This is a genomic window from Arenibacterium halophilum, assembly GCF_005938225.1.
Taxonomy (GTDB): Bacteria; Pseudomonadota; Alphaproteobacteria; order Rhodobacterales; family Rhodobacteraceae; genus Arenibacterium; species Arenibacterium halophilum.
Window position 1 is genome coordinate 942006 of record NZ_VCPC01000002.1, and the last position, 18251, is coordinate 960256.

The window sequence follows — 18251 nt, forward strand, 5'->3', positions numbered from 1 at the left end:
GCTCAGTCGCCCTCGAACACCGGTTTCTCCTTGGCGACAAAGGCGCGGTAGGCGCGTTCGAAATCGCGGCCCTGCATACAGATCGCCTGCGCCTGTGCCTCGGCCTCGATGGCCTGGTCCAGCGTCATGTTCCATTCCTGGTTCAGCTGGGTCTTGGTCATCATGTTGGCAAATGTCGGCCCCGCCGCGATGCGCGCAGCCATTTTCTGTGCTTCGGCCTCCAGCGCCTCGGCCGGGTGCAGTGCGTTCCAATAGCCCCAGCTCAGCCCTTCTTCGGCCCCCATGGCGCGGCCTGTGTACAGCAGCTCGGCCGCGCGGCCCTGGCCGATGATGCGCGGCAGCATCGCGCAGGCGCCCATGTCACAGCCCGCCAGCCCGACGCGGTTGAACAGGAAGGCGCATTTCGCCTCTGGCGTCGCCAGCCGCAGATCCGAGGCCATCGTGATGATCGCGCCGGCCCCGGCGGCGATCCCGTCGACGGCGGAAATGATCGGCTTGCCACAATGCAGCATCGCCTTGACCAGGTCGCCGGTCATTCGGGTAAAGGTCAGCAGGTCCTTCATGTCCATCGCCACCAGCGGGCCGATGATGTCGTGCACGTCGCCGCCCGAGCTGAAGTTGCCACCGTTGGGCGCGATCACCACCGCGTGGATGTCATCGGCATAGGCCAGCGCGCGGAAGGTGTCGCGCAGCTCGGCGTAGCTGTCGAAGGTCAGCGGGTTCTTGCGCTCGGGGCGGGTCAGGCGGATGGTCGCGATGCCATCGGCGGCCTGCCAGTCGAAATGGGTTGCCTTGTATCCGGCCATCTCGGTCATTCGTGTATCTCCCCTATACGGTCCAGCAATGTGATGAGCGTGATCAACTCGTCCTCGGTGAACGCCGACAGCCGGTCGTTCACCCATGTTTCATGATTGCGCGCCATGTCGGCAAAGCGGTCGATTCCGGCGGGAGTCAGGCGCACGCACATGGCGCGGCGGTCGCCATCGACGGCGACCCGTTCCACCAGCCCCTCGCTGGCCAGCCGCTCGACGATGCCGGTGACATTGCCGTTCGACACCTTCAGCCGGGCCGACAGGTCACTCATCCGCAGCCCGTCGCGATAGCGATCCAGCGCCGACATGACGTCAAACCGGGGCAGGGTGCTGTCATGGCTCAGCCGCAGCTGTTCGCGCAGGTGCATCTCGATCCCGCGATGGGCCGACAGCATCCGCAGCCACAGGCGCAGCCGCTGCTTCGACAGGGGCTTGTTCGACAGGGGCTTGGCCGGGGCGCTCATGTCTCGCCCCCCGAAATCGAAATCGCCTGCCCGGTGATGCCTTCCGATCCGGGGCCACACAGCCACAGCGCGGCGGCCGAAACTTCCTCGGGGCGGATCAGCCGTTTCTGCGGGCTGTTGCGGGCCAGGCTGGCGCGGGCGTCTTCCGCGCTCATCCCCGTCTTGTCGATGATGTTGGCAACCGACCGGTCGGTCATTTCCGTGTCAAGAAAGCCCGGGCAAAGCGCGTTCACCGTGATGCCGCCCTTGGCGGTTTCCAAGGCCAGCGATTTCACCATGCCCACGACACCATGCTTGGCCGCCGCATAAGGCGCGACATAGGCGTAGCCCTTCAGCCCGGCGGTCGAGGCGACGGCAATCAGCCGCCCCCAGGGCGCGCCCTTCATCCGTTGCATGGCGGCGCGGAAGGTCAGGAAGGTGCCGGTCAGGTTGACCGCCAGCATGGCGTTCCAGTCCGCCAGCCCGGTGCGCGCAAAGGGCGCGCTGGTCGAGGCCCCGGCATTGGCGATGACAATGTCCGGGGTGCCGATGTGATCGAACAGGGCCTCGACCGAGGCCTCGTCCGTCACATCGGCGGGGATGCCGTCTATCCCTTCGTGAGTGGCGGCAACGGCATCCAAACTCTCTCGCGTGCGCCCGGCGATGGTAACGCGCGCGCCTTGGGCGGCAAAGCGGCGGGCCATGTCGGCACCCAGCCCGGTGCCGCCGCCGGTGATCAGAACGGTTTTCCCGGTCAGATCGCTCATACGCGAATCCCCAGCCCCTCGCCGCGTTCGGCAAGGCGCGCCATCTGGTCGCGCCCCGGTTTATAGGGCTGCGGCCAGCGCACGCCCGTGTCGCCCAGCGCGGCGGCGGCGTGCAATGTCCAATAGGGATCGGCCAGATGGGGCCGCGCGAGGCAGACCAGATCGGCGCGGCCCGCCATCAGGATCGAATTGACGTGGTCAGGTTCGTAGATGTTGCCGACGGTCATGGTGGGCATGTTCAGCTCGTTCCGGATGCGGTCGGAAAACGGCGTCTGGAACATGCGGCCGTAAACGGGCTGCGCCGCCTTGCTGGTCTGCCCGGCAGACACGTCCACGATGTCGACGCCCGCGTCGCGGAACAGGGCGGCAATCTGCACCGCTTCTTCGGCGTCGACGCCGCCATCGGCCCAGTCGGTCGCGGAAATCCGCACCGACATCGGCTTGCCCTTGGGCCAGACGGCGCGCATGGCGCGGAACACGTCCAGCGGATAGCGCATCCGGTTCTCCAGCGATCCACCATATTCATCGTCGCGCGTGTTCGTCAGAGGCGAGATGAAGGAGGAAATCAGGTATCCGTGCGCGGCGTGCAGCTCCACCATGTCGAACCCGGCGCGATCGGCCATTTCGGTGGCGGCCACGAACTGGTCGCGCACCATGTCCATCTCGGCCCGGTCCATCGCCTTGGGCGTCGCGTTGCGATCCGACCACGCAATGGCCGAGGCCGACATAAGCGGCCAGTTGCCATCTTTCAGGGGGGCGTCCATTTCCTCCCACCCCACCTGGGTGGAGCCTTTGCGCCCGGAATGGCCGATCTGCATGCACAGCTTGGCGTCGGTTTCCGCATGGACGAAGTCGGTCAGACGTGTCCACGCCGCTTCATGTTCCGGCGCGTACAGGCCGGGGCAGCCCGGCGTGATCCGGCCCTCGGGGCTGACGCAGGTCATTTCGACATAGACCAGCCCGGCGCCACCTTTTGCGCGTTCGGCGTAATGGCTGAAATGCCAGTCGGTCGGGCGGCCATCGACCGCCTTGTACTGCGCCATCGGCGAGACAACGACACGATTGGCCAGCCGCATGTCGCGCAGGGCAAAGGGCGCAAACATCGGCGCGCGGTGCACGCCGTTGGCCCCGGCCTGCGCCTGAAACCACTCCTCGGCCGATTTCAGCCAGTCCGGGTCGCGCAGGCGCAGGTTTTCGTGGCTGATGCGCTGGCTGCGGGTCAGCAGCGAATAGTTGAACTGCACCGGGTCCAGATCAAGGTAGCGTTCGACCTCTTCAAACCACTCGGTCGAATTGCGCGCCGCCGATTGCAGGCGCAGCACGTCCAGCCGCCGGTCTTCCTGATAGCGGGTGAACGCCTGTTCCAGCGTGGGTTGGGTTTCCACCAGATCGGCCAGCGCGATGGCGGATTCCAGCGCCAGCTTCGACCCCGATCCGATGGAAAAATGCGCCGTGGCCGAGCTGTCGCCCAGCAGCACCACGTTCTTGTAATGCCACTTTTCACACAGAACGCGGTTGAAGTTGATCCAGGCCGAGCCGCGAATGTGGTTGGCGTTGGTCATCAGCGCGTGACCGCCCAGATGGTCGGCAAAGATGCGTTCGCAGACTGCAATGCTGTCCTGCTGAGACATATCCGCGAATCCGAAGGCGTCGTATGTCTCTTGCGAACACTCCACGATGAAGGTCGCCGTGTCGGCATCGAACTGATAGGCATGCGCCCAGATCCACCCGTGTTCGGTTTTTTGAAAGATGAAGGTGAAGGCGTTGTCGAACTTGGCATGGGTGCCCAGCCAGACGAACTTGCAGGCTCGGGTGTCGATTTCGGGGTTGAACTGCGCGGCATAGTGGCTGCGCACGCGCGAATTGATGCCATCGGCACCGACAACCAGATCATAGTCTTCGGCCAACGCGTCAATGTCTTCGACATTGGTTTCAAATTGCAGGTTAACGCCCAACTCGCGCGCGCGCTCTTGCAGCAGCAGCAGCAGGCGCATCCGCCCGATGCCGCAGAATCCGTGCCCGGTCGACACGGTGTTCACGCCTTTATGGATGACCGAGATGTCATCCCAATAGGCGAAATGGCCGTGGATTGCCTCGGCACTGACGGGATCGTTGGCCTTGAGGTTGGTCAGCGTCTCATCCGACAGCACCACGCCCCAGCCAAAGGTATCGTCGGGCTTATTGCGTTCGAACACGGTGATGTCGTGGTCGGGGTTCTTCAGCTTGAGGCTTATCGCAAAGTAAAGCCCGGCCGGGCCGCCCCCAAGACATGCAACTTTCATCACGACCTCCTCGCCAAGATTCTGGGTCAATTCTGCGAGGGGCCGAAATTTATTTCAAGCATAAAATATCAAGTGTGAAATATCCGGGGTCAAATGCCGTCACTGCCGCCAAAACAGGCGGCATCCGGCATTTTTTGACCGCGTGGTCAAAAAAATGTTGTCAAACGCGGGATCTGTGGCACTCTGACTGCAAAACAATACGACAACAGCGGAGACCGAGATGGCAAACAGCCAGACGACCCCCGGCATCGTGCCGGGGCGCCTTCCAGCCGATGACATTGCCCGAAACTTTACCGACCTGCACGCGCCCCTGGCCCCGCACGAGGCCGCCGTCGCGGCGGATCGCTGCTATTTCTGCCATGACGCGCCCTGCATGACGGCCTGTCCGACCAGCATCGACATTCCGCTGTTCATTCGCCAGATCGGGACCGGCACGCCCGAGGCGGCTGCGAAGACGATCTTCAACCAGAACATCCTGGGCGGCATGTGCGCGCGGGTCTGCCCGACGGAAACGCTCTGCGAAGAGGTCTGCGTGCGTGAAACGGCCGAGGGCGCGCCGGTCGAGATCGGGCGCCTGCAACGGTTTGCGACCGACCGGCTGATGGCGAAGGGCGTGCATCCTTTTGAGCGCGCTGCTGCCACCGGCAAGCGCGTCGCCGTGGTGGGCGCGGGGCCTGCGGGCCTGTCCTGTGCGCACCGTCTGGCGATGCTGGGCCATGACGTGACGATCTACGAGGCGCGCGCCAAGGCCGGTGGCCTGAACGAGTACGGCATCGCGGCCTACAAGACGCCCGATGGGTTCGCCCAGGCCGAGGTCGACTGGCTGATGCAGATCGGCGGGATCGAAATCGTCGAGGGCAAACGGCTGGGCGAGTCGCTGTCGCTGGCCGGCTTGCAGGACGACTTCGACGCGGTGTTCCTGTCGATCGGCCTGGGCGGCGTGAATGCCCTGCGCGCCAGTGGCGAGGACAAGGCGAATGTCACCGATGCGGTCGGCTTCATCGCCGATCTGCGCCAATCCTCTGACCTTGGCGCACTGCCCGTGGGACGCGACGTGGTGGTGATTGGCGGCGGGATGACGGCGGTGGATGCCGCGATCCAGTCGCGCAAGCTTGGCGCGGAAAACGTGACCATCGTCTACCGCCGCGGGCAGGAGGCCATGGGCGCCAGCCGCTACGAACAGGATCTGGCGGCGCAGAACGGTGTGCGGCTGATGTTCAACCTGCGCCCCGTCGCGGTGCACGGCAATGGCGCCGCCGCCGAGATCGAGCTGGAATATACCACCGTGCAGGACGGCACCGTCACAGGCACCGGCGAAACCCTCCGCCTGCGCGCCGATCAGGTTTTCAAGGCCATTGGCCAGACGCTGACGGACGCGCCCGAAGGCCTGGATCTGTCGGGCGGCAAGATCGCCGTCACGGAGGCCGGGCGCACCTCGGTCGCCGGGGTCTGGGCCGGGGGCGATTGCGCCAGTGGCGGCGACGACCTGACCGTGACCGCCGTGGCCGAAGGCCGCGACGCCGCGATGGACATGCACGCCGTCCTGGTGGGCTGATCAGGGCAGGGCGCCCACGGGCCCCGCGCCACACCCTTTCCGGGCACCTGCAAACGCCCGCACCGCGAGACATGATAGGAGGCCCGATATGGCCGATCTGACAACGAATTTTCTTGGCATCACCTCTCCCAACCCGTTCTGGCTGGCCTCGGCGCCGCCGACCGACAAGGAATACAACGTCCGCCGCGCCTTCGAGGCGGGGTGGGGCGGTGTCGTGTGGAAAACGCTGGGCTCCGAGGGGCCCCCGGTGGTCAACGTAAATGGCCCGCGCTACGGCGCGATCTATGGCGCCGACCGCCGCCTGCTGGGGCTCAACAACATCGAGCTGATCACTGACCGGCCGCTGCAAACCAACCTCGAGGAGATCACTCGCGTCAAACGCGACTACCCCGACCGAGCGCTGATCGTGTCGATTATGGTCCCTTGCGAGGAAGAGGCCTGGAAGGCGATCCTGCCGATGGTCGAGGCGACGGGCGCCGACGGGATCGAGCTGAACTTCGGCTGCCCGCACGGCATGGCCGAACGCGGCATGGGATCGGCTGTGGGGCAGGTGCCCGAATACATCACCATGGTGACGGAATGGTGCAAACAGTATTACTCCAAGCCGGTGATCGTGAAGCTGACGCCGAACATCACCGACATCCGAAAACCGGCGCAGGCCGCGTTCAAGGGCAATGCCGACGCGGTGTCGCTGATCAACACGATCAACTCGATCACCTCGGTCAACCTTGACCTGATGGCGCCGGAACCCACGATCGACGGCAAGGGCACCCACGGCGGATACTGTGGCCCGGCGGTGAAACCCATCGCGCTGAACATGGTGGCGGAAATCGCGCGCGACGCTGAAACCCGCGGCAAGCCGATCAGCGCGATCGGCGGCATCACCACCTGGCGCGATGCGGCAGAGTTCATGGTGATGGGCGCGGGCAACGTGCAGGTCTGCACGGCGGCGATGACCTATGGCTTCAAGGTCGTGCAGGAAATGATCTCGGGCCTTAGCCAGTGGATGGACGATAAGGGCTATGCCGCGACATCTGACTTCATTGGCGCGGGCGTGCCCAATGTGACCGATTGGCAGTATCTGAACTTGAACTATATTACCAAGGCGCGGATCGACCAGGACGCCTGCATCAAATGCGGTCGTTGCTATGCCGCCTGTGAGGACACCTCGCATCAGGCGATTTCCATGTCCCCGGATCGCGTGTTCGAGGTTCAGGATGACGAATGCGTAGCCTGCAACCTTTGCGTCGATGTCTGCCCGGTGGAAAACTGCATAACCATGGTCGAACTGCAACCCGGAGAGATGGACAAGCGCACGGGGAAACCGGTGCCATCAGAGTACGCGAATTGGACGACACATCCCAACAACCCCGCCGCCCAGGCCGCCGAATGACCTTCCCAACTCGCGGCCAAGAAAATTCAATTTTCTTGTGAAAATTCTTGAAAGAATTTTCCACGCCGTCGCATAAGGGCAGGAGATGAAACAATTCCTGCCCATCAGCGCCCTGTTGTTCGGCTCTGCCCTGCTGATCTTTGCGGGCGGGATCAATGCGTTGATCCTTCCGATCCGAGGCTCGGCGGAAGGGTTCACCGCAGCCTCTTTGGGTCTTCTTGGCACCGGCTGGGCGGTTGGCTACGTTCTCGGTTGTATCCTGTGCCCACGTCTTGTCGGGCGGGTCGGGCATATCCGGTCTTTCGGCGTGATGGCGGCGCTGGCGGCTGTGTCGGTTCTGCTCTCGCTGCTGTTCATAACGCCTTGGGTCTGGGTGCCACTGCGCGGGTTGTGTGGCTTCTGCTTTGCCGGGGCGGCGATGATCGTCGAAAGCTGGCTATCGGAACGCGCCGCACCTGAGTCGCGCGGCCGCATCTTCGGTATCTATACCATGGTGAATCTGCTGGCCTCGACCATGGGGCAGATGTCGCTGGCGTTGGGAGACAGCAGCGGGTTCACCTTTTTCGTCCTTGCCGCGATCTTCTACTGCCTAGCCCTGATCCCGTTGTCGATTTCCTCCAGCGCCACGCCCAAGCCGCTGGTCAGCGTGAAACTCGACCCGGCGGCGCTGTGGCGCAATTCGCCGGTGGCGGTGGTGGCCGTGTTCTGCGTCGGCATCTCGAACAGCGCCTTCGGCACGCTCTCGGCCGTCTATGCCGACCGGATCGGGCTGACCCTTGGCACCGTCGCGCTGTTTGCCAGCCTTCCGGTGCTGGCGGGGGCGATTTCGCAGGTGCCGATCGGCATGGCCTCGGACCGGCTGGACCGGCGCAAGGTTCTGGTTGTTGTGGCGATTGCGGCATTGGGGGCCGATCTGGCTTTTATCCTGATGCAACCCGAGGGGTTGCTGATAAACCTCGCGCTGGCCAGCGCTTTTGGCGCCACCGTCTATGCGATGTACCCGATCATCGTGGCCCATGCCAATGATCACGCCCCGCCCGGCACCGGCATTCAGGTCAGTGGGGGTCTGCTGATGATCTTTGGCGCAGGGTCGATCATCGGGCCGTCGCTGGCCGGGTTCGGCATGACCAATTTCGGTTCCTTCGGCCTTTTCGCAACCACCCTTGTGGCCCATGCGCTGCTGATCGGTTTTGCGCTGCTGCGCATCCGGGCGCGGGCGCCGGTGACAGAGGCCGAGAAGGGCAATTTCGTTGCAACACCCGCGGGCCGTGGATCGACCCCGGAAACCGCCGCGCTTGCGCTGGGGGAAGGTGAAAATGCGCCGGTCGAACCTGCTGGCTCTGACGTCAGCCCGGAGTCAGCATCCGGGTAAACATGGTCCGCAGGTAGGCCTCGGCCTCGGGGAAGGGGTCCGTCACACCTTCTCCCAGAACTGCGCGCACCTGCACATCGAAATCGGCGTAGTGCTGGGTCAGCGACCAGATCGAAAACACGAGATGATGCGGATTGACGCGTGCAATCCGGCCTTCATCAGCCCAAAGATCGATCACCTTGGCCGTATCATCCACCAGATCGCGCAGCGTTCCGCTGAGTTCGCCGGCAATCCGGGGTGCGCCCTGAATGATCTCATTCGCGAAGAGGCGGCTTTCACGGGGAAAATCACGACTCATTTCCAGCTTGCGCTGTACATAGGCCAGAATCTCGGCCAGCGGATCGCCGCCCGGATCCAGCGCGCGCAGCGGATCCAGCCAGGTGTCGAGCAATTCACCCAGAAGCGCGGTGTAAATCGCCTCTTTCGATGGGAAATAGTACAACAGGTTCGGCTTGCTCAGCCCCGCCGAACTGGCGATCTGATCCACCGTGGCCCCATCAAACCCCTTGAGAGAAAACACATCCAGCGCCGCATCGAGAATCGCGGCGCGGTTCTTGCGCTGAATGCGGGTCACGGGGCGGGGCTGTGCCATTTTCGGTCCTTCCGGTGCCTGTTTTCGCGTCACTTAACGCAGCCAAGGCGAGATTGCGTTGCGTCATCTTCTTGACGTGTCACCCTGTCGTGATAGCGTCGCTTTGACCAGATGGTCAAAAAGAATAATAGCCAAGGGGGACGGGCGATGCGCGCTGCCGCCACAGCCACACAGTTGATCGACGATGATCGCGTGCGGGTCACGCGGTTCGATTTCGCGCCCGGCGCCGAAACCGGCTGGCACGAACATGGGATGGACTACGTCATTACCACCCTGACCGATTGCACGATGACGCTGGAGGAACCCGGCGGCGCAACGCGCACCGTGCAGATCGAGGCGGGTACCAGCTATCGCCGGGACCAGGGCGTAAATCATAACGTGATAAATGGCGGCGATGCGCCGATGGCCTTTGTCGAAGTCGAGTTGAAATAGGAGAGACGCATGGCAGCGCCTGGCGAAAATCTGCGGATCAATGGCGAACGGCTGTGGGACAGCCTGATGGAAATGGCAAAAATCGGGCCCGGCGTGGCAGGTGGCAACAACCGCCAGACGCTGACCGACGCCGATGCAGAAGGCCGTGCGCTGTTCCAGTCGTGGTGCGAAGACGCGGGTTGCACGATGGGCTTGGACACCATGGGCAACATGTTTGCCCGCCGCGAAGGCACCGACCCGGATGCGCTGCCGGTGTATGTGGGCAGCCATCTGGATACGCAGCCCACCGGCGGCAAATACGATGGCGTTCTGGGCGTGCTTGGCGGGCTGGAACTGATCCGCTCGCTGAACGATCTGAACATCAAGACACGCCATCCCATCGTTGTGACCAACTGGACGAACGAGGAAGGCACGCGATTTGCCCCTGCCATGCTGTCTTCGGGCGTGTTTGCCGGGGTCCATACCCAGGATTGGGCTTACGGCCGCAAGGACGCCGAAGGAAAGAGCTTTGGCGATGAACTGACCCGCATCGGCTGGCGCGGCGACGAAGAGGTGGGCGCGCGCAAGATGCATGCGTTTTTCGAACTGCACATCGAACAGGGCCCGATCCTCGAAGCCGAGAAGAAAGACATCGGCATTGTCACTCATGGGCAGGGGCTTGATTGGACCCAAGTCACCATCACCGGCAAGGATTCGCACACAGGGTCCACTCCGATGCCGATGCGGCGCAATGCCGGGCTTGCGATGGCGCGAGTGCTGGAAAAGGTCGAAGAGATCGCGTTGAGCCACGCGCCCGATGCGGTGGGCGCGGCGGGACATATCGATGTCTATCCGAATTCGCGAAACGTTATCCCGGGCAAGGTCGTCTTTACTGTCGATTTCCGTTCGCCCGACAAGGCGGTGATCGAGGATATGGTGACGCGGATGAAGGCTGCCGCGCAGGACATCTGCGACAAGATGGAGATGCAGGTCGAATTCGAGAAAGTCGGCGGGTTCGATCCCGTGGCCTTCGACGAGGGCTGTGTCACCGCGATCCGCGACGCGGCCGATCGGCTGGGCTATTCGCATCGTGACATCATCTCGGGTGCCGGGCACGATGCCTGCTGGATCAACCAGGTGGCGCCCACGGCGATGGTGATGTGCCCCTGTGTCGACGGCCTCAGTCACAACGAGGCCGAGGAAATTTCGCCCGAATGGGCCGCCGCCGGGGCGAACGTGCTGTTCCACGCGGTGGTCGAAACGGCGGGGATCGTGGAGTAATCGGCCCGGGCGGGGGCCGCACAACATGGACACCGACACCGACATCCCCGGCCATATCAAGGCCCTGATCGCGCAGGAAATGCGCGATTTCCCCACGCAGGATCGCGCGGGGCAGATGACGGTCGAGGCGTTCCGCAAGGCCCTGCGCGAACCGCGCAAGGTGACGGTGAATTTTTCCGGCGGCATCACCCAGACCTGCTGGTCGGTGACGCGGCCCAACGGGCCCTACAGGGTCATCTATCTGCCCAGCGCAGATTACTTTTCGCTATGTGTCGAAAGCGACTTCGGTCCGCTGGACATTGGCGTGCACGGAAATGCGATCGGGTGTTACGCTTCGGTCTGACAACAGGAGAGAGAGATGGGCACCACAGTCATCAAGAACGGAACCGTCGTCACCGCCGACCTGAGCTACGAGGCGGATGTGCTGATTGAAAACGGTGTCATCACCGAAATCGGCAAGGATCTGCGCGGCGATCAGGAACTGGATGCGACAGGCTGCTACGTGATGCCCGGTGGGATCGACCCGCACACCCATCTGGAAATGCCCTTCATGGGCACTTATTCCACCGATGATTTCGAAAGCGGCACCCGTGCTGCGCTGGCCGGCGGCACCACGATGGTGGTGGATTTCGCACTGCCCGCGCCCGAACAGGGCCTGCTGGATGCGCTCCAGATGTGGGACAACAAATCGACCCGCGCGAATTGCGACTACTCGTTCCACATGGCCGTCACCTGGTGGGGCGAGCAGGTGTTCAACGAGATGGAAACCGTGGTGCGCGAACGCGGCATCAACACCTTCAAGCATTTTATGGCCTACAAGGGTGCTCTGATGGTGAACGACGACGAAATGTATGCGTCGTTTCAGCGACTTGCGGAACTGGGCGGCATCGCCATGGTGCATGCCGAAAACGGCGATGTGGTGGCGGAACTCTCGGCCAAGCTGCTGGCGGCCGGCAACACCGGCCCCGAGGCGCACGCCTATTCGCGCCCGCCGCAGGTGGAAGGCGAAGCCACCAATCGTGCCATCATGATCGCCGATATGGCGGGCGTGCCGCTTTACGTCGTCCACACCAGCTGCGAAGACAGCCACGAAGCGATCCGCCGCGCGCGCCAACTGGGCAAACGCGTCTGGGGGGAGCCGCTGATCCAGCACCTCACCCTGGATGAATCGGAATATTTCAATGCCGATTGGGACCACGCCGCGCGCCGCGTGATGTCGCCCCCGTTTCGCAACAAGCAACATCAGGACAGCCTGTGGCACGGGCTGCAATCGGGCTCGCTCTCGGTCGTGGCGACGGATCACTGCGCCTTTACCACGGAACAGAAACGCTATGGCGTGGGCGATTTCACCAAGATCCCCAATGGCACCGGCGGCCTGGAAGATCGGATGCCGGTGCTCTGGACCCACGGCGTGGAAACAGGGCGTCTGACGCCGAATGAATTTGTCGCCGTAACCTCAACCAATATCGCGAAAATCCTGAACTGCTACCCGAAGAAGGGCGCCATTCTGGTGGGCGCCGATGCCGATATCGTGGTGCTCGATCCAAAAAAGGAAAAGGTGATCTCGGCGAGCACCCAGCAGTCGGCCATCGACTATAACGTATTCGAAGGCATGGCGGTAAAAGGTCTGCCCCGGTTCACTCTGACACGCGGCCAGGTCGCCGTGCATGACGGCGAAATCCGCACCGAAGAAGGCCACGGCAAATTCGTCAAACGCGCGCCCAACACCCCGGTCAACAAGGCGCTGTCGTCCTGGAAAGAGTTGACCGCGCCGCGTCCGGTCAAGCGCAGCGGTATCCCGGCCACCGGCGTCTGATCAGGACTTTGTGGTGACACTTCAAGCGAATACGCAGATGTCTTCAAGCCAGCCGGTGATTGCCGCGCAGGGTCTGGACCTTACCTTCCAAACCAACGATGGCCCGGTCCACGCGCTGCGCGACGTGAACCTAAGCATCCATAAGGGCGATTTTGTCAGCTTCATCGGCCCCTCGGGCTGCGGGAAAACAACCTTCCTGCGATGTATCGCGGCATTGGAACATCCAACCGGCGGGACGCTGACGGTCAACGGTGTCACCCCCGAGGAGGCCCGCCGCGCCCGCGCCTATGGCTATGTATTCCAGGCGGCGGGGCTGTACCCGTGGCGCACCATTGCCAAGAACATCAAACTGCCACTCGAGATCATGGGTTTTTCCCGGGATGAGCAGGACAAACGCGTGAAAGACGTGTTGCAACTGGTTGATCTGGAAGGTTTTGGAGGGAAATACCCGTGGCAGTTGTCGGGTGGAATGCAGCAACGCGCCAGCATCGCGCGGGCCTTGGCATTTGACGCCGATATCCTGTTGATGGACGAACCCTTTGGTGCGCTTGACGAAATCGTCCGCGATCACCTGAATGAACAACTCCTGAAGCTGTGGGCGCGTACCGACAAGACCATCGGTTTCGTCACGCATTCGATCCCCGAAGCGGTGTATCTCTCGACCAAGATCGTGGTCATGTCGCCGCGTCCGGGGCGCATCACCGATGTCATCGAAAGCCCGCTGCCTAAAGAACGGCCGCTCGACATTCGCGACTCGGCTGAATTCATCGAAATCGCCCACCGCGTGCGCGAGGGTCTACGGGCGGGGCATGCCGATGACTGAAGGGCACCGTGCCACCCCGACCGAACTGCCTGCTCCTACGCACGCTTGGCTCTCAACGGCGCAGCGACATCCCAGAAAAACTTGTCGCAACCATTGCCGCGTCAGGCGCGGCCTTCGATCGAGGCGCATGGATAACGCGGTTGATTTGACCGGGCGCGCGAACAACGGCGGGCACAAAACTCAAATCCGCATAATGGCCCGGGAAGCCTCGGGCGCCCTCCGCTCCCCGGTACCATCCCGCATTGCGTGTTGGGCTGCGAGCGCCCCTTTCACCATTCACGGTCATCGGCTCTCCAGCCTGTACCGTGGTTACATTCAAGGCTTAAACCCTTTCATTATTCTTAAAATACTCAAAACCGCGTGCCTTCGGATGCCAAATAGCTTTGAGTATTTGGGGAATAGTGAAATCGGAAAGGGGGCTTCGTGAAGAGAGTCTTTCCGGTTCTTGTGGTGGTCGCCTGCATTTTTGCGATCTGGTATGCTGGTTCCTTCTTGATGAATCGCAGCTGGGTCATGGATCAGGCCGCGCGGGCGGGCACAGTGCCAGCGTTCTCGGAGGTTCTCCGAGATACGATGAACCAGGATCGCGCGCGTTTGCCCGCGCCGCATCAGGTGGCGGCCGAACTGCATGACGGGATCTTTGACAAGAAGGTCACCTCGAAGCGCAGCCTCGTCTATCATGGGATCATCACGCTTCAGGCGACGATGTGGGGCTTTGTGCTGGGTATCGTCTTTGGAGTGGCCTTGGCCGTCCTGATCGTCCTTAGCCGGATTGCAGACCTTGCGCTGATGCCATGGGCCATAATCTCGCAGACCATCCCCGTTGTCGCCTTGGCGCCAATGATCGTCGTGTTGGCGAATGCGGCGGGTGCTGGAAGTTTGATGGTGCCCAAGGCAATCATCGCAGGATACCTCAGCTTTTTCCCCGTGCTCGTGAGCATGGTGAAGGGGTTGCGCAGCCCCGATGCGATGCAACTTGATCTGTTGCGGACCTACGGCGCGACCCGGGCGCAGACCTTCTGGAAGCTGCGGTTGCCCGCCTCGCTGCCGTATTTCTTTGCCTCGCTCAAGATCGCCGTGGCGGCGGCCCTGGTGGGGGCCATCGTGGGGGAATTGCCGACGGGGGCCATCGCCGGGCTTGGGGCGCGGATGCTGATCGGGTCGCAATTTGGTGAGCCGATGATCATGTGGGCCGCGCTTTTCGCGGCTGCGATCTTGGCGGCGTTGCTGATCTGGGTGGTGAGCGCAATCGAACAGGTGGCGGTGCGGATGATGGGGGCGCGACCGGTATGATCCAACCCGTCTCTCCACTGCTGAAAATCGGCTTGCCCGTGGCCTTCGGGATTATCGTGTTGATCCTGTGGGAGCTGATCGTCGCGCTGTTTGACATTCCGCCTGCCATCCTGCCACCGCCATCGGACATTGGCGCGCGCTTTGCCGCCTCGACTGGGATTCTCTGGATCGACTTTGTGCAGACCGTTATCAAGGGCGCGCTGACCGGGCTGGTAATCGGCGCACTGGCCGGGCTGGGCGCGGCGATCGTTATCGATGCGAGCCCGTTCCTGCGGCAGGGCTTGCTGCCCGTTGCGAATTTTGTCGCGGCGCTGCCAATCGTCGGGATTGCGCCGATCATGGTGATGTGGTTCGGGTTCGACTGGCACTCCAAAGCCGCCGTGGTCGTGGTGATGGTGTTCTTTCCGATCCTCGTGAACACGCTGGCGGGCCTGCAGGATACCGACCGGATGCAGCGCGACCTGATGCGCACTTATTCGGCCTCGTATCTGCAGGAACTGACCAAGCTGCGGTTGCCTGCTGCCATGCCGTTCATCTTCAACGGGCTTAAAATTTCGGCAACGCTGGCGCTGATAGGCGCGATCGTTGCGGAATATTTCGGCTCTCCCACGCGCGGCATGGGGTTTCGCATCTCGACCGAGGTGGGGCGGCTGGGAATCGATATGGTCTGGGCGGAAATTGCCGTGTCGGCCATGGCGGGTACGCTGCTTTATGCCGGTGTCGCGCTGGTCGAACGCTGGGCGACGTTCTGGCATCCGTCGCAGCGGCGACGCTAAGAATAACAACGAGATAACAACAGGACGACAACAAGGAGGTCTCTCATGTCGAACTACAAAACTACGCTGGGTGCAGCCATGGCGGCGGCGCTGCTGGGTGGCGGTGCCCATGCGGCAGACGATGTTACGCTGCAGTTGAAATGGGTTACACAGGCGCAATTCGCGGGCTACTACGTGGCGCTGGAGAAGGGGTTCTATGAAGAGGAAGACCTGAACGTCACGATCAAGCCGGGCGGCCCCGATATCGCGCCGACGCAGGTCATCGCCGGGGGCGGGGCCGATGTGGTGATCGACTGGATGCCGTCGGCCCTGGCCGCGCGCGAAAAGGGTTTGCCGCTGGTCAACATCGCGCAGCCGTTCAAATCGTCGGGCATGATGCTGACCTGCCTGAAGGAAAGCGGCGTGACCAGCCCTGACGATTTTCCCGGCACCACGCTGGGTGTCTGGTTCTTCGGCAATGAATACCCCTTCCTGTCTTGGATGAGCCAACTGGGCATCCCGACGGAGGGTGGCGCCGATGGTGTCGAAGTTCTGAAACAAGGCTTCAACGTCGATCCGCTGTTGCAGAAGCAGGCGGCCTGCATCTCGACCATGACGTACAACGAATACTGGCAGGTGATCGACGCCGGGATCAGCGAAGACGAGCTGGTGACCTTCAAGTACGAGGACCAGGGCGTCGCCACGCTGGAAGACGGGTTGTACGTGATGGAAGAAAAACTTTCGGATCCTGAGTTCGTCGACGAGATGGTGCGCTTTGTGCGGGCCTCGATGAAGGGCTGGAAATACGCCGAGGAAAACCCCGACGAGGCCGCCGAGATCGTGCTGGAATATGACGAAACCGGCGCTCAGACCGAAAAGCACCAGAAGCGGATGATGGGCGAAGTGGCCAAGCTGACCTCGGGCTCGAATGGCGCGCTGGACGAGGCCGATTATCAGCGCACGGTACAGTCGCTGCTGTCGGGCGGGTCTGACCCGGTCATCACGAAAGAGCCGGAAGGCGCCTATACGATGGAGATCACCGACAAGGCGCTGAACTGATCTGATGCCATAGCCGGGCCAAGCGTTCGGCGGCTGACATCCCTCCGGAGCAATCCGGGGGGATTTTTTATGTGCGCTCGGAATCTGGGTGCATGGATCTGAAAAATGTGAAATCACTGTAGTAAGTTACGGAATCCGCCGCGTGATGGGAGAACATGCAGGATTTTGCGCAAGAATTCAGTTTGGCCCTACGGTTGATCCTGACCGGTGACCCCGATCTGTGGGAAATCGTTCTGCTGTCTTTGCAGGTGTCGCTGACGGCGGTGGTGATTGCCGCCGCGATTGCGATGCCGCTGGGGGCTGCGCTGGCGGTTCTGCGCTTTCCGGGGCGGCGGGCGGTGATCGTCCTGATCAATGCGCTGATGGGTCTGCCGCCGGTGGTGGTAGGGCTGCTGGTCTACCTATCACTGTCACGCTCGGGGCCGCTGGGGGTGTTGCAGCTGCTCTATACGCCGACGGCGATGATTATCGCGCAGGTTCTTTTGGTGGCGCCGATCATCACGGCGCTGACGCGCCAGACGGTGGAAACGCTGGATGCCGAATATGCCGAACAGCTGCGCAGCCTTGGGGTGTCGCGGCTGGCCTCGGTGCCGACGCTGCTGTGGGATGGGCGGCTGGCATTGTTGACGGCGCTGCTGGCAGGTTTTGGCCGCGCCATCGCCGAGGTCGGCGCGGTGATCATGGTCGGCGGCAATATAAACCATGTCACCCGGGTGATGACGACCACGATCGCGCTGGAAACCTCCAAGGGCAATCTGGCACTGGCGCTGGCCCTTGGCACGATCCTGATCGCGCTGGCAATCACGGTGACGGCGGCGGTCAGCGCGCTGGTCGAACGCGGAGAAGGGGCCGAGGTGCGCCATGCGTGATTTCGCCCCCGATATGGCCATGACATTTCAGGCAGAGGGCCTGCGGGTCGGGCGTAATGGTGTGACGCTGCTGAATGTCGATCACCTTGCCATTGACGGGCCGGGGCCGACGCTGATCCTGGGACCGAACGGCGCGGGCAAGAGCCTGTTGCTGCGCTGCTTGCACGGGCTGGTCGCGCCCGATGCGGGCCGGGTGCTGGTCGATGGCGCGCCTTGCGCCGAGGCGCTGCGCACACGTCAGGCGATGGTGTTCCAGCGGCCGGTGCTGCTGCGGCGGTCGGTTCAGGGCAACCTTGATTTCGTATTGCGCCGGCGGGGCGTTCCGCGTGCCGACCGACCCGCGCGTATCGCGGCTTTGCTGGCCGAGGGCGGACTGGCCCAGAAGGCGCGACAGCCCGCGCGCTCGCTTTCAGGCGGCGAGGCGCAGAGGCTTGCGATCCTGCGGGCCATGGCGACAGACCCCGAGGTGCTGTTCCTGGACGAACCCACCAGCGCGCTGGACCCAAGCGCCACGCAGGCCATCGAGGCCCTGATCCTTGACGCCTCGCGCCGGGGCATCCGCATCGTGATGGTGACACATGACATCGGGCAGGCGCGGCGGCTGGGGCAGGACGTGGTGCTGATGCACGGCGGCCGCGTGGTCGAACACGCCCCGGCGGCGCGATTTTTCGAGGCCCCCGAAACCCCCATTGCGCGCCGCTTTCTGGCCGGTGCGCTGGTGATCTGAT

General features: G+C 62.8%; 18 protein-coding genes. 13 read left to right on the forward strand and 5 right to left on the reverse strand.

The annotated features are described in order from the left end of the window. Positions 1–2: 2 nt before the first annotated feature. Genes FGK64_RS11275 through FGK64_RS11290 form a run of 4 tightly spaced genes read right to left on the reverse strand, consistent with a single transcriptional unit; the run spans position 3 to position 4304 of the window. On the reverse strand, positions 3–815 hold the full coding sequence (locus FGK64_RS11275) for an enoyl-CoA hydratase family protein (protein WP_138863880.1): 813 nt from the start codon (positions 813–815) through the stop codon (positions 3–5). Further along, positions 812–1276: a MarR family winged helix-turn-helix transcriptional regulator gene (locus tag FGK64_RS11280; RefSeq protein ID WP_138863881.1), complete on the reverse strand. Its 465-nt coding sequence runs from the start codon at positions 1274–1276 to the stop codon at positions 812–814. Before FGK64_RS11280 ends, FGK64_RS11275 begins: the two co-directional genes overlap by 4 nt. Beyond that, on the reverse strand, positions 1273–2022 hold the full coding sequence (locus FGK64_RS11285) for an SDR family NAD(P)-dependent oxidoreductase (RefSeq protein ID WP_138863882.1): 750 nt from the start codon (positions 2020–2022) through the stop codon (positions 1273–1275). The genes FGK64_RS11280 and FGK64_RS11285 overlap by 4 nt, the downstream gene beginning before the upstream one ends. Continuing rightward, positions 2019–4304 carry a bifunctional salicylyl-CoA 5-hydroxylase/oxidoreductase gene (locus FGK64_RS11290; RefSeq protein WP_138863883.1) on the reverse strand — a complete coding sequence of 762 codons (2286 nt, stop codon included), beginning with the start codon at positions 4302–4304 and terminating at the stop codon, positions 2019–2021. Before FGK64_RS11290 ends, FGK64_RS11285 begins: the two co-directional genes overlap by 4 nt. Before the next feature lie 220 nt (positions 4305–4524). Here FGK64_RS11290 and FGK64_RS11295 point away from each other — a divergent pair, with 220 nt between their 5' ends. From FGK64_RS11295 to FGK64_RS11305, 3 genes are all read left to right on the forward strand, one after another. Continuing rightward, on the forward strand, positions 4525–5859 hold the full coding sequence (locus FGK64_RS11295; RefSeq protein ID WP_138863884.1) for an NAD(P)-dependent oxidoreductase: 1335 nt from the start codon (positions 4525–4527) through the stop codon (positions 5857–5859). Positions 5860–5947: 88 nt separating this feature from the next. After that, positions 5948–7252: an NAD-dependent dihydropyrimidine dehydrogenase subunit PreA gene (preA, locus tag FGK64_RS11300; RefSeq protein WP_138863885.1), complete on the forward strand. Its 1305-nt coding sequence runs from the start codon at positions 5948–5950 to the stop codon at positions 7250–7252. Positions 7253–7337: 85 nt separating this feature from the next. Continuing rightward, positions 7338–8624, forward strand: a complete 1287-nt coding sequence (locus tag FGK64_RS11305; protein WP_138863886.1) for an MFS transporter — start codon at positions 7338–7340, stop codon at positions 8622–8624. Here FGK64_RS11305 and FGK64_RS11310 read toward each other — a convergent pair. Further along, entirely contained in the window at positions 8599–9216 is a 618-nt protein-coding gene (locus FGK64_RS11310) for a TetR family transcriptional regulator C-terminal domain-containing protein (protein WP_138863887.1), read from the reverse strand. The two genes, FGK64_RS11305 and FGK64_RS11310, sit on opposite strands and share 26 nt — an antisense overlap. A gap of 147 nt (positions 9217–9363) precedes the next feature. Here FGK64_RS11310 and FGK64_RS11315 point away from each other — a divergent pair, with 147 nt between their 5' ends. The 10 genes from FGK64_RS11315 (at position 9364) to FGK64_RS11360 (ending at position 18250) form a co-directional block, all read left to right on the forward strand. Beyond that, positions 9364–9648 carry a cupin domain-containing protein gene (locus tag FGK64_RS11315; RefSeq protein WP_138863888.1) on the forward strand — a complete coding sequence of 95 codons (285 nt, stop codon included), beginning with the start codon at positions 9364–9366 and terminating at the stop codon, positions 9646–9648. A 9-nt stretch (positions 9649–9657) separates the two neighbouring features. Then, positions 9658–10908, forward strand: coding sequence for a Zn-dependent hydrolase (locus tag FGK64_RS11320; RefSeq protein ID WP_138863889.1), 1251 nt, complete (start codon positions 9658–9660; stop codon positions 10906–10908). Between the two features lie 25 nt (positions 10909–10933). Continuing rightward, positions 10934–11251 (forward strand): hypothetical protein, encoded by a 318-nt coding sequence (locus FGK64_RS11325; RefSeq protein ID WP_138863890.1) that lies wholly within the window; start codon positions 10934–10936, stop codon positions 11249–11251. A 15-nt stretch (positions 11252–11266) separates the two neighbouring features. After that, complete coding sequence (gene hydA, locus FGK64_RS11330; RefSeq protein ID WP_138863891.1) at positions 11267–12724, forward strand: dihydropyrimidinase; 1458 nt, start codon at positions 11267–11269, stop codon at positions 12722–12724. 37 nt (positions 12725–12761) lie between these two features. After that, positions 12762–13547 carry an ABC transporter ATP-binding protein gene (locus FGK64_RS11335; protein ID WP_138864301.1) on the forward strand — a complete coding sequence of 262 codons (786 nt, stop codon included), beginning with the start codon at positions 12762–12764 and terminating at the stop codon, positions 13545–13547. Between the two features lie 423 nt (positions 13548–13970). Then, positions 13971–14840: an ABC transporter permease gene (locus tag FGK64_RS11340; RefSeq protein ID WP_138863892.1), complete on the forward strand. Its 870-nt coding sequence runs from the start codon at positions 13971–13973 to the stop codon at positions 14838–14840. Further along, entirely contained in the window at positions 14837–15616 is a 780-nt protein-coding gene (locus tag FGK64_RS11345) for an ABC transporter permease (protein ID WP_138863893.1), read from the forward strand. Before FGK64_RS11340 ends, FGK64_RS11345 begins: the two co-directional genes overlap by 4 nt. A gap of 45 nt (positions 15617–15661) precedes the next feature. After that, positions 15662–16654, forward strand: coding sequence for an ABC transporter substrate-binding protein (locus FGK64_RS11350; RefSeq protein ID WP_138863894.1), 993 nt, complete (start codon positions 15662–15664; stop codon positions 16652–16654). 155 nt (positions 16655–16809) lie between these two features. Next, positions 16810–17523, forward strand: a complete 714-nt coding sequence (locus FGK64_RS11355; protein ID WP_138863895.1) for an ABC transporter permease — start codon at positions 16810–16812, stop codon at positions 17521–17523. Then, the gene (locus FGK64_RS11360) at positions 17516–18250 is read left to right on the forward strand and encodes an ATP-binding cassette domain-containing protein (RefSeq protein WP_138863896.1); all 735 of its coding nucleotides are present in this window, start codon (positions 17516–17518) and stop codon (positions 18248–18250) included. The genes FGK64_RS11355 and FGK64_RS11360 overlap by 8 nt, the downstream gene beginning before the upstream one ends. The last annotated feature ends 1 nt before the right edge of the window (position 18251 follow it).

Bases quoted from the DNA above. Each gene is read 5' to 3' on its own strand.
- FGK64_RS11325 (WP_138863890.1), top strand. From the start codon at position 10,934: ATGGACACCGACACCGACATCCCCGGCCATATCAAGGCCCTGATCGCG.
- FGK64_RS11280 (WP_138863881.1), bottom strand. From the start codon at position 1,276: ATGAGCGCCCCGGCCAAGCCCCTGTCGAACAAGCCCCTGTCGAAGCAG.
- FGK64_RS11335 (WP_138864301.1), top strand. From the start codon at position 12,762: ATGTCTTCAAGCCAGCCGGTGATTGCCGCGCAGGGTCTGGACCTTACC.
- FGK64_RS11360 (WP_138863896.1), top strand. From the start codon at position 17,516: ATGCGTGATTTCGCCCCCGATATGGCCATGACATTTCAGGCAGAGGGC.
- FGK64_RS11350 (WP_138863894.1), top strand. From the start codon at position 15,662: ATGTCGAACTACAAAACTACGCTGGGTGCAGCCATGGCGGCGGCGCTG.
- FGK64_RS11355 (WP_138863895.1), top strand. From the start codon at position 16,810: ATGCAGGATTTTGCGCAAGAATTCAGTTTGGCCCTACGGTTGATCCTG.
- FGK64_RS11290 (WP_138863883.1), bottom strand. From the start codon at position 4,304: ATGAAAGTTGCATGTCTTGGGGGCGGCCCGGCCGGGCTTTACTTTGCG.
- FGK64_RS11305 (WP_138863886.1), top strand. From the start codon at position 7,338: ATGAAACAATTCCTGCCCATCAGCGCCCTGTTGTTCGGCTCTGCCCTG.
- FGK64_RS11310 (WP_138863887.1), bottom strand. From the start codon at position 9,216: ATGGCACAGCCCCGCCCCGTGACCCGCATTCAGCGCAAGAACCGCGCC.
- FGK64_RS11320 (WP_138863889.1), top strand. From the start codon at position 9,658: ATGGCAGCGCCTGGCGAAAATCTGCGGATCAATGGCGAACGGCTGTGG.
- FGK64_RS11295 (WP_138863884.1), top strand. From the start codon at position 4,525: ATGGCAAACAGCCAGACGACCCCCGGCATCGTGCCGGGGCGCCTTCCA.
- FGK64_RS11315 (WP_138863888.1), top strand. From the start codon at position 9,364: ATGCGCGCTGCCGCCACAGCCACACAGTTGATCGACGATGATCGCGTG.
- FGK64_RS11285 (WP_138863882.1), bottom strand. From the start codon at position 2,022: ATGAGCGATCTGACCGGGAAAACCGTTCTGATCACCGGCGGCGGCACC.
- preA (WP_138863885.1), top strand. From the start codon at position 5,948: ATGGCCGATCTGACAACGAATTTTCTTGGCATCACCTCTCCCAACCCG.
- FGK64_RS11275 (WP_138863880.1), bottom strand. From the start codon at position 815: ATGACCGAGATGGCCGGATACAAGGCAACCCATTTCGACTGGCAGGCC.
- FGK64_RS11345 (WP_138863893.1), top strand. From the start codon at position 14,837: ATGATCCAACCCGTCTCTCCACTGCTGAAAATCGGCTTGCCCGTGGCC.
- hydA (WP_138863891.1), top strand. From the start codon at position 11,267: ATGGGCACCACAGTCATCAAGAACGGAACCGTCGTCACCGCCGACCTG.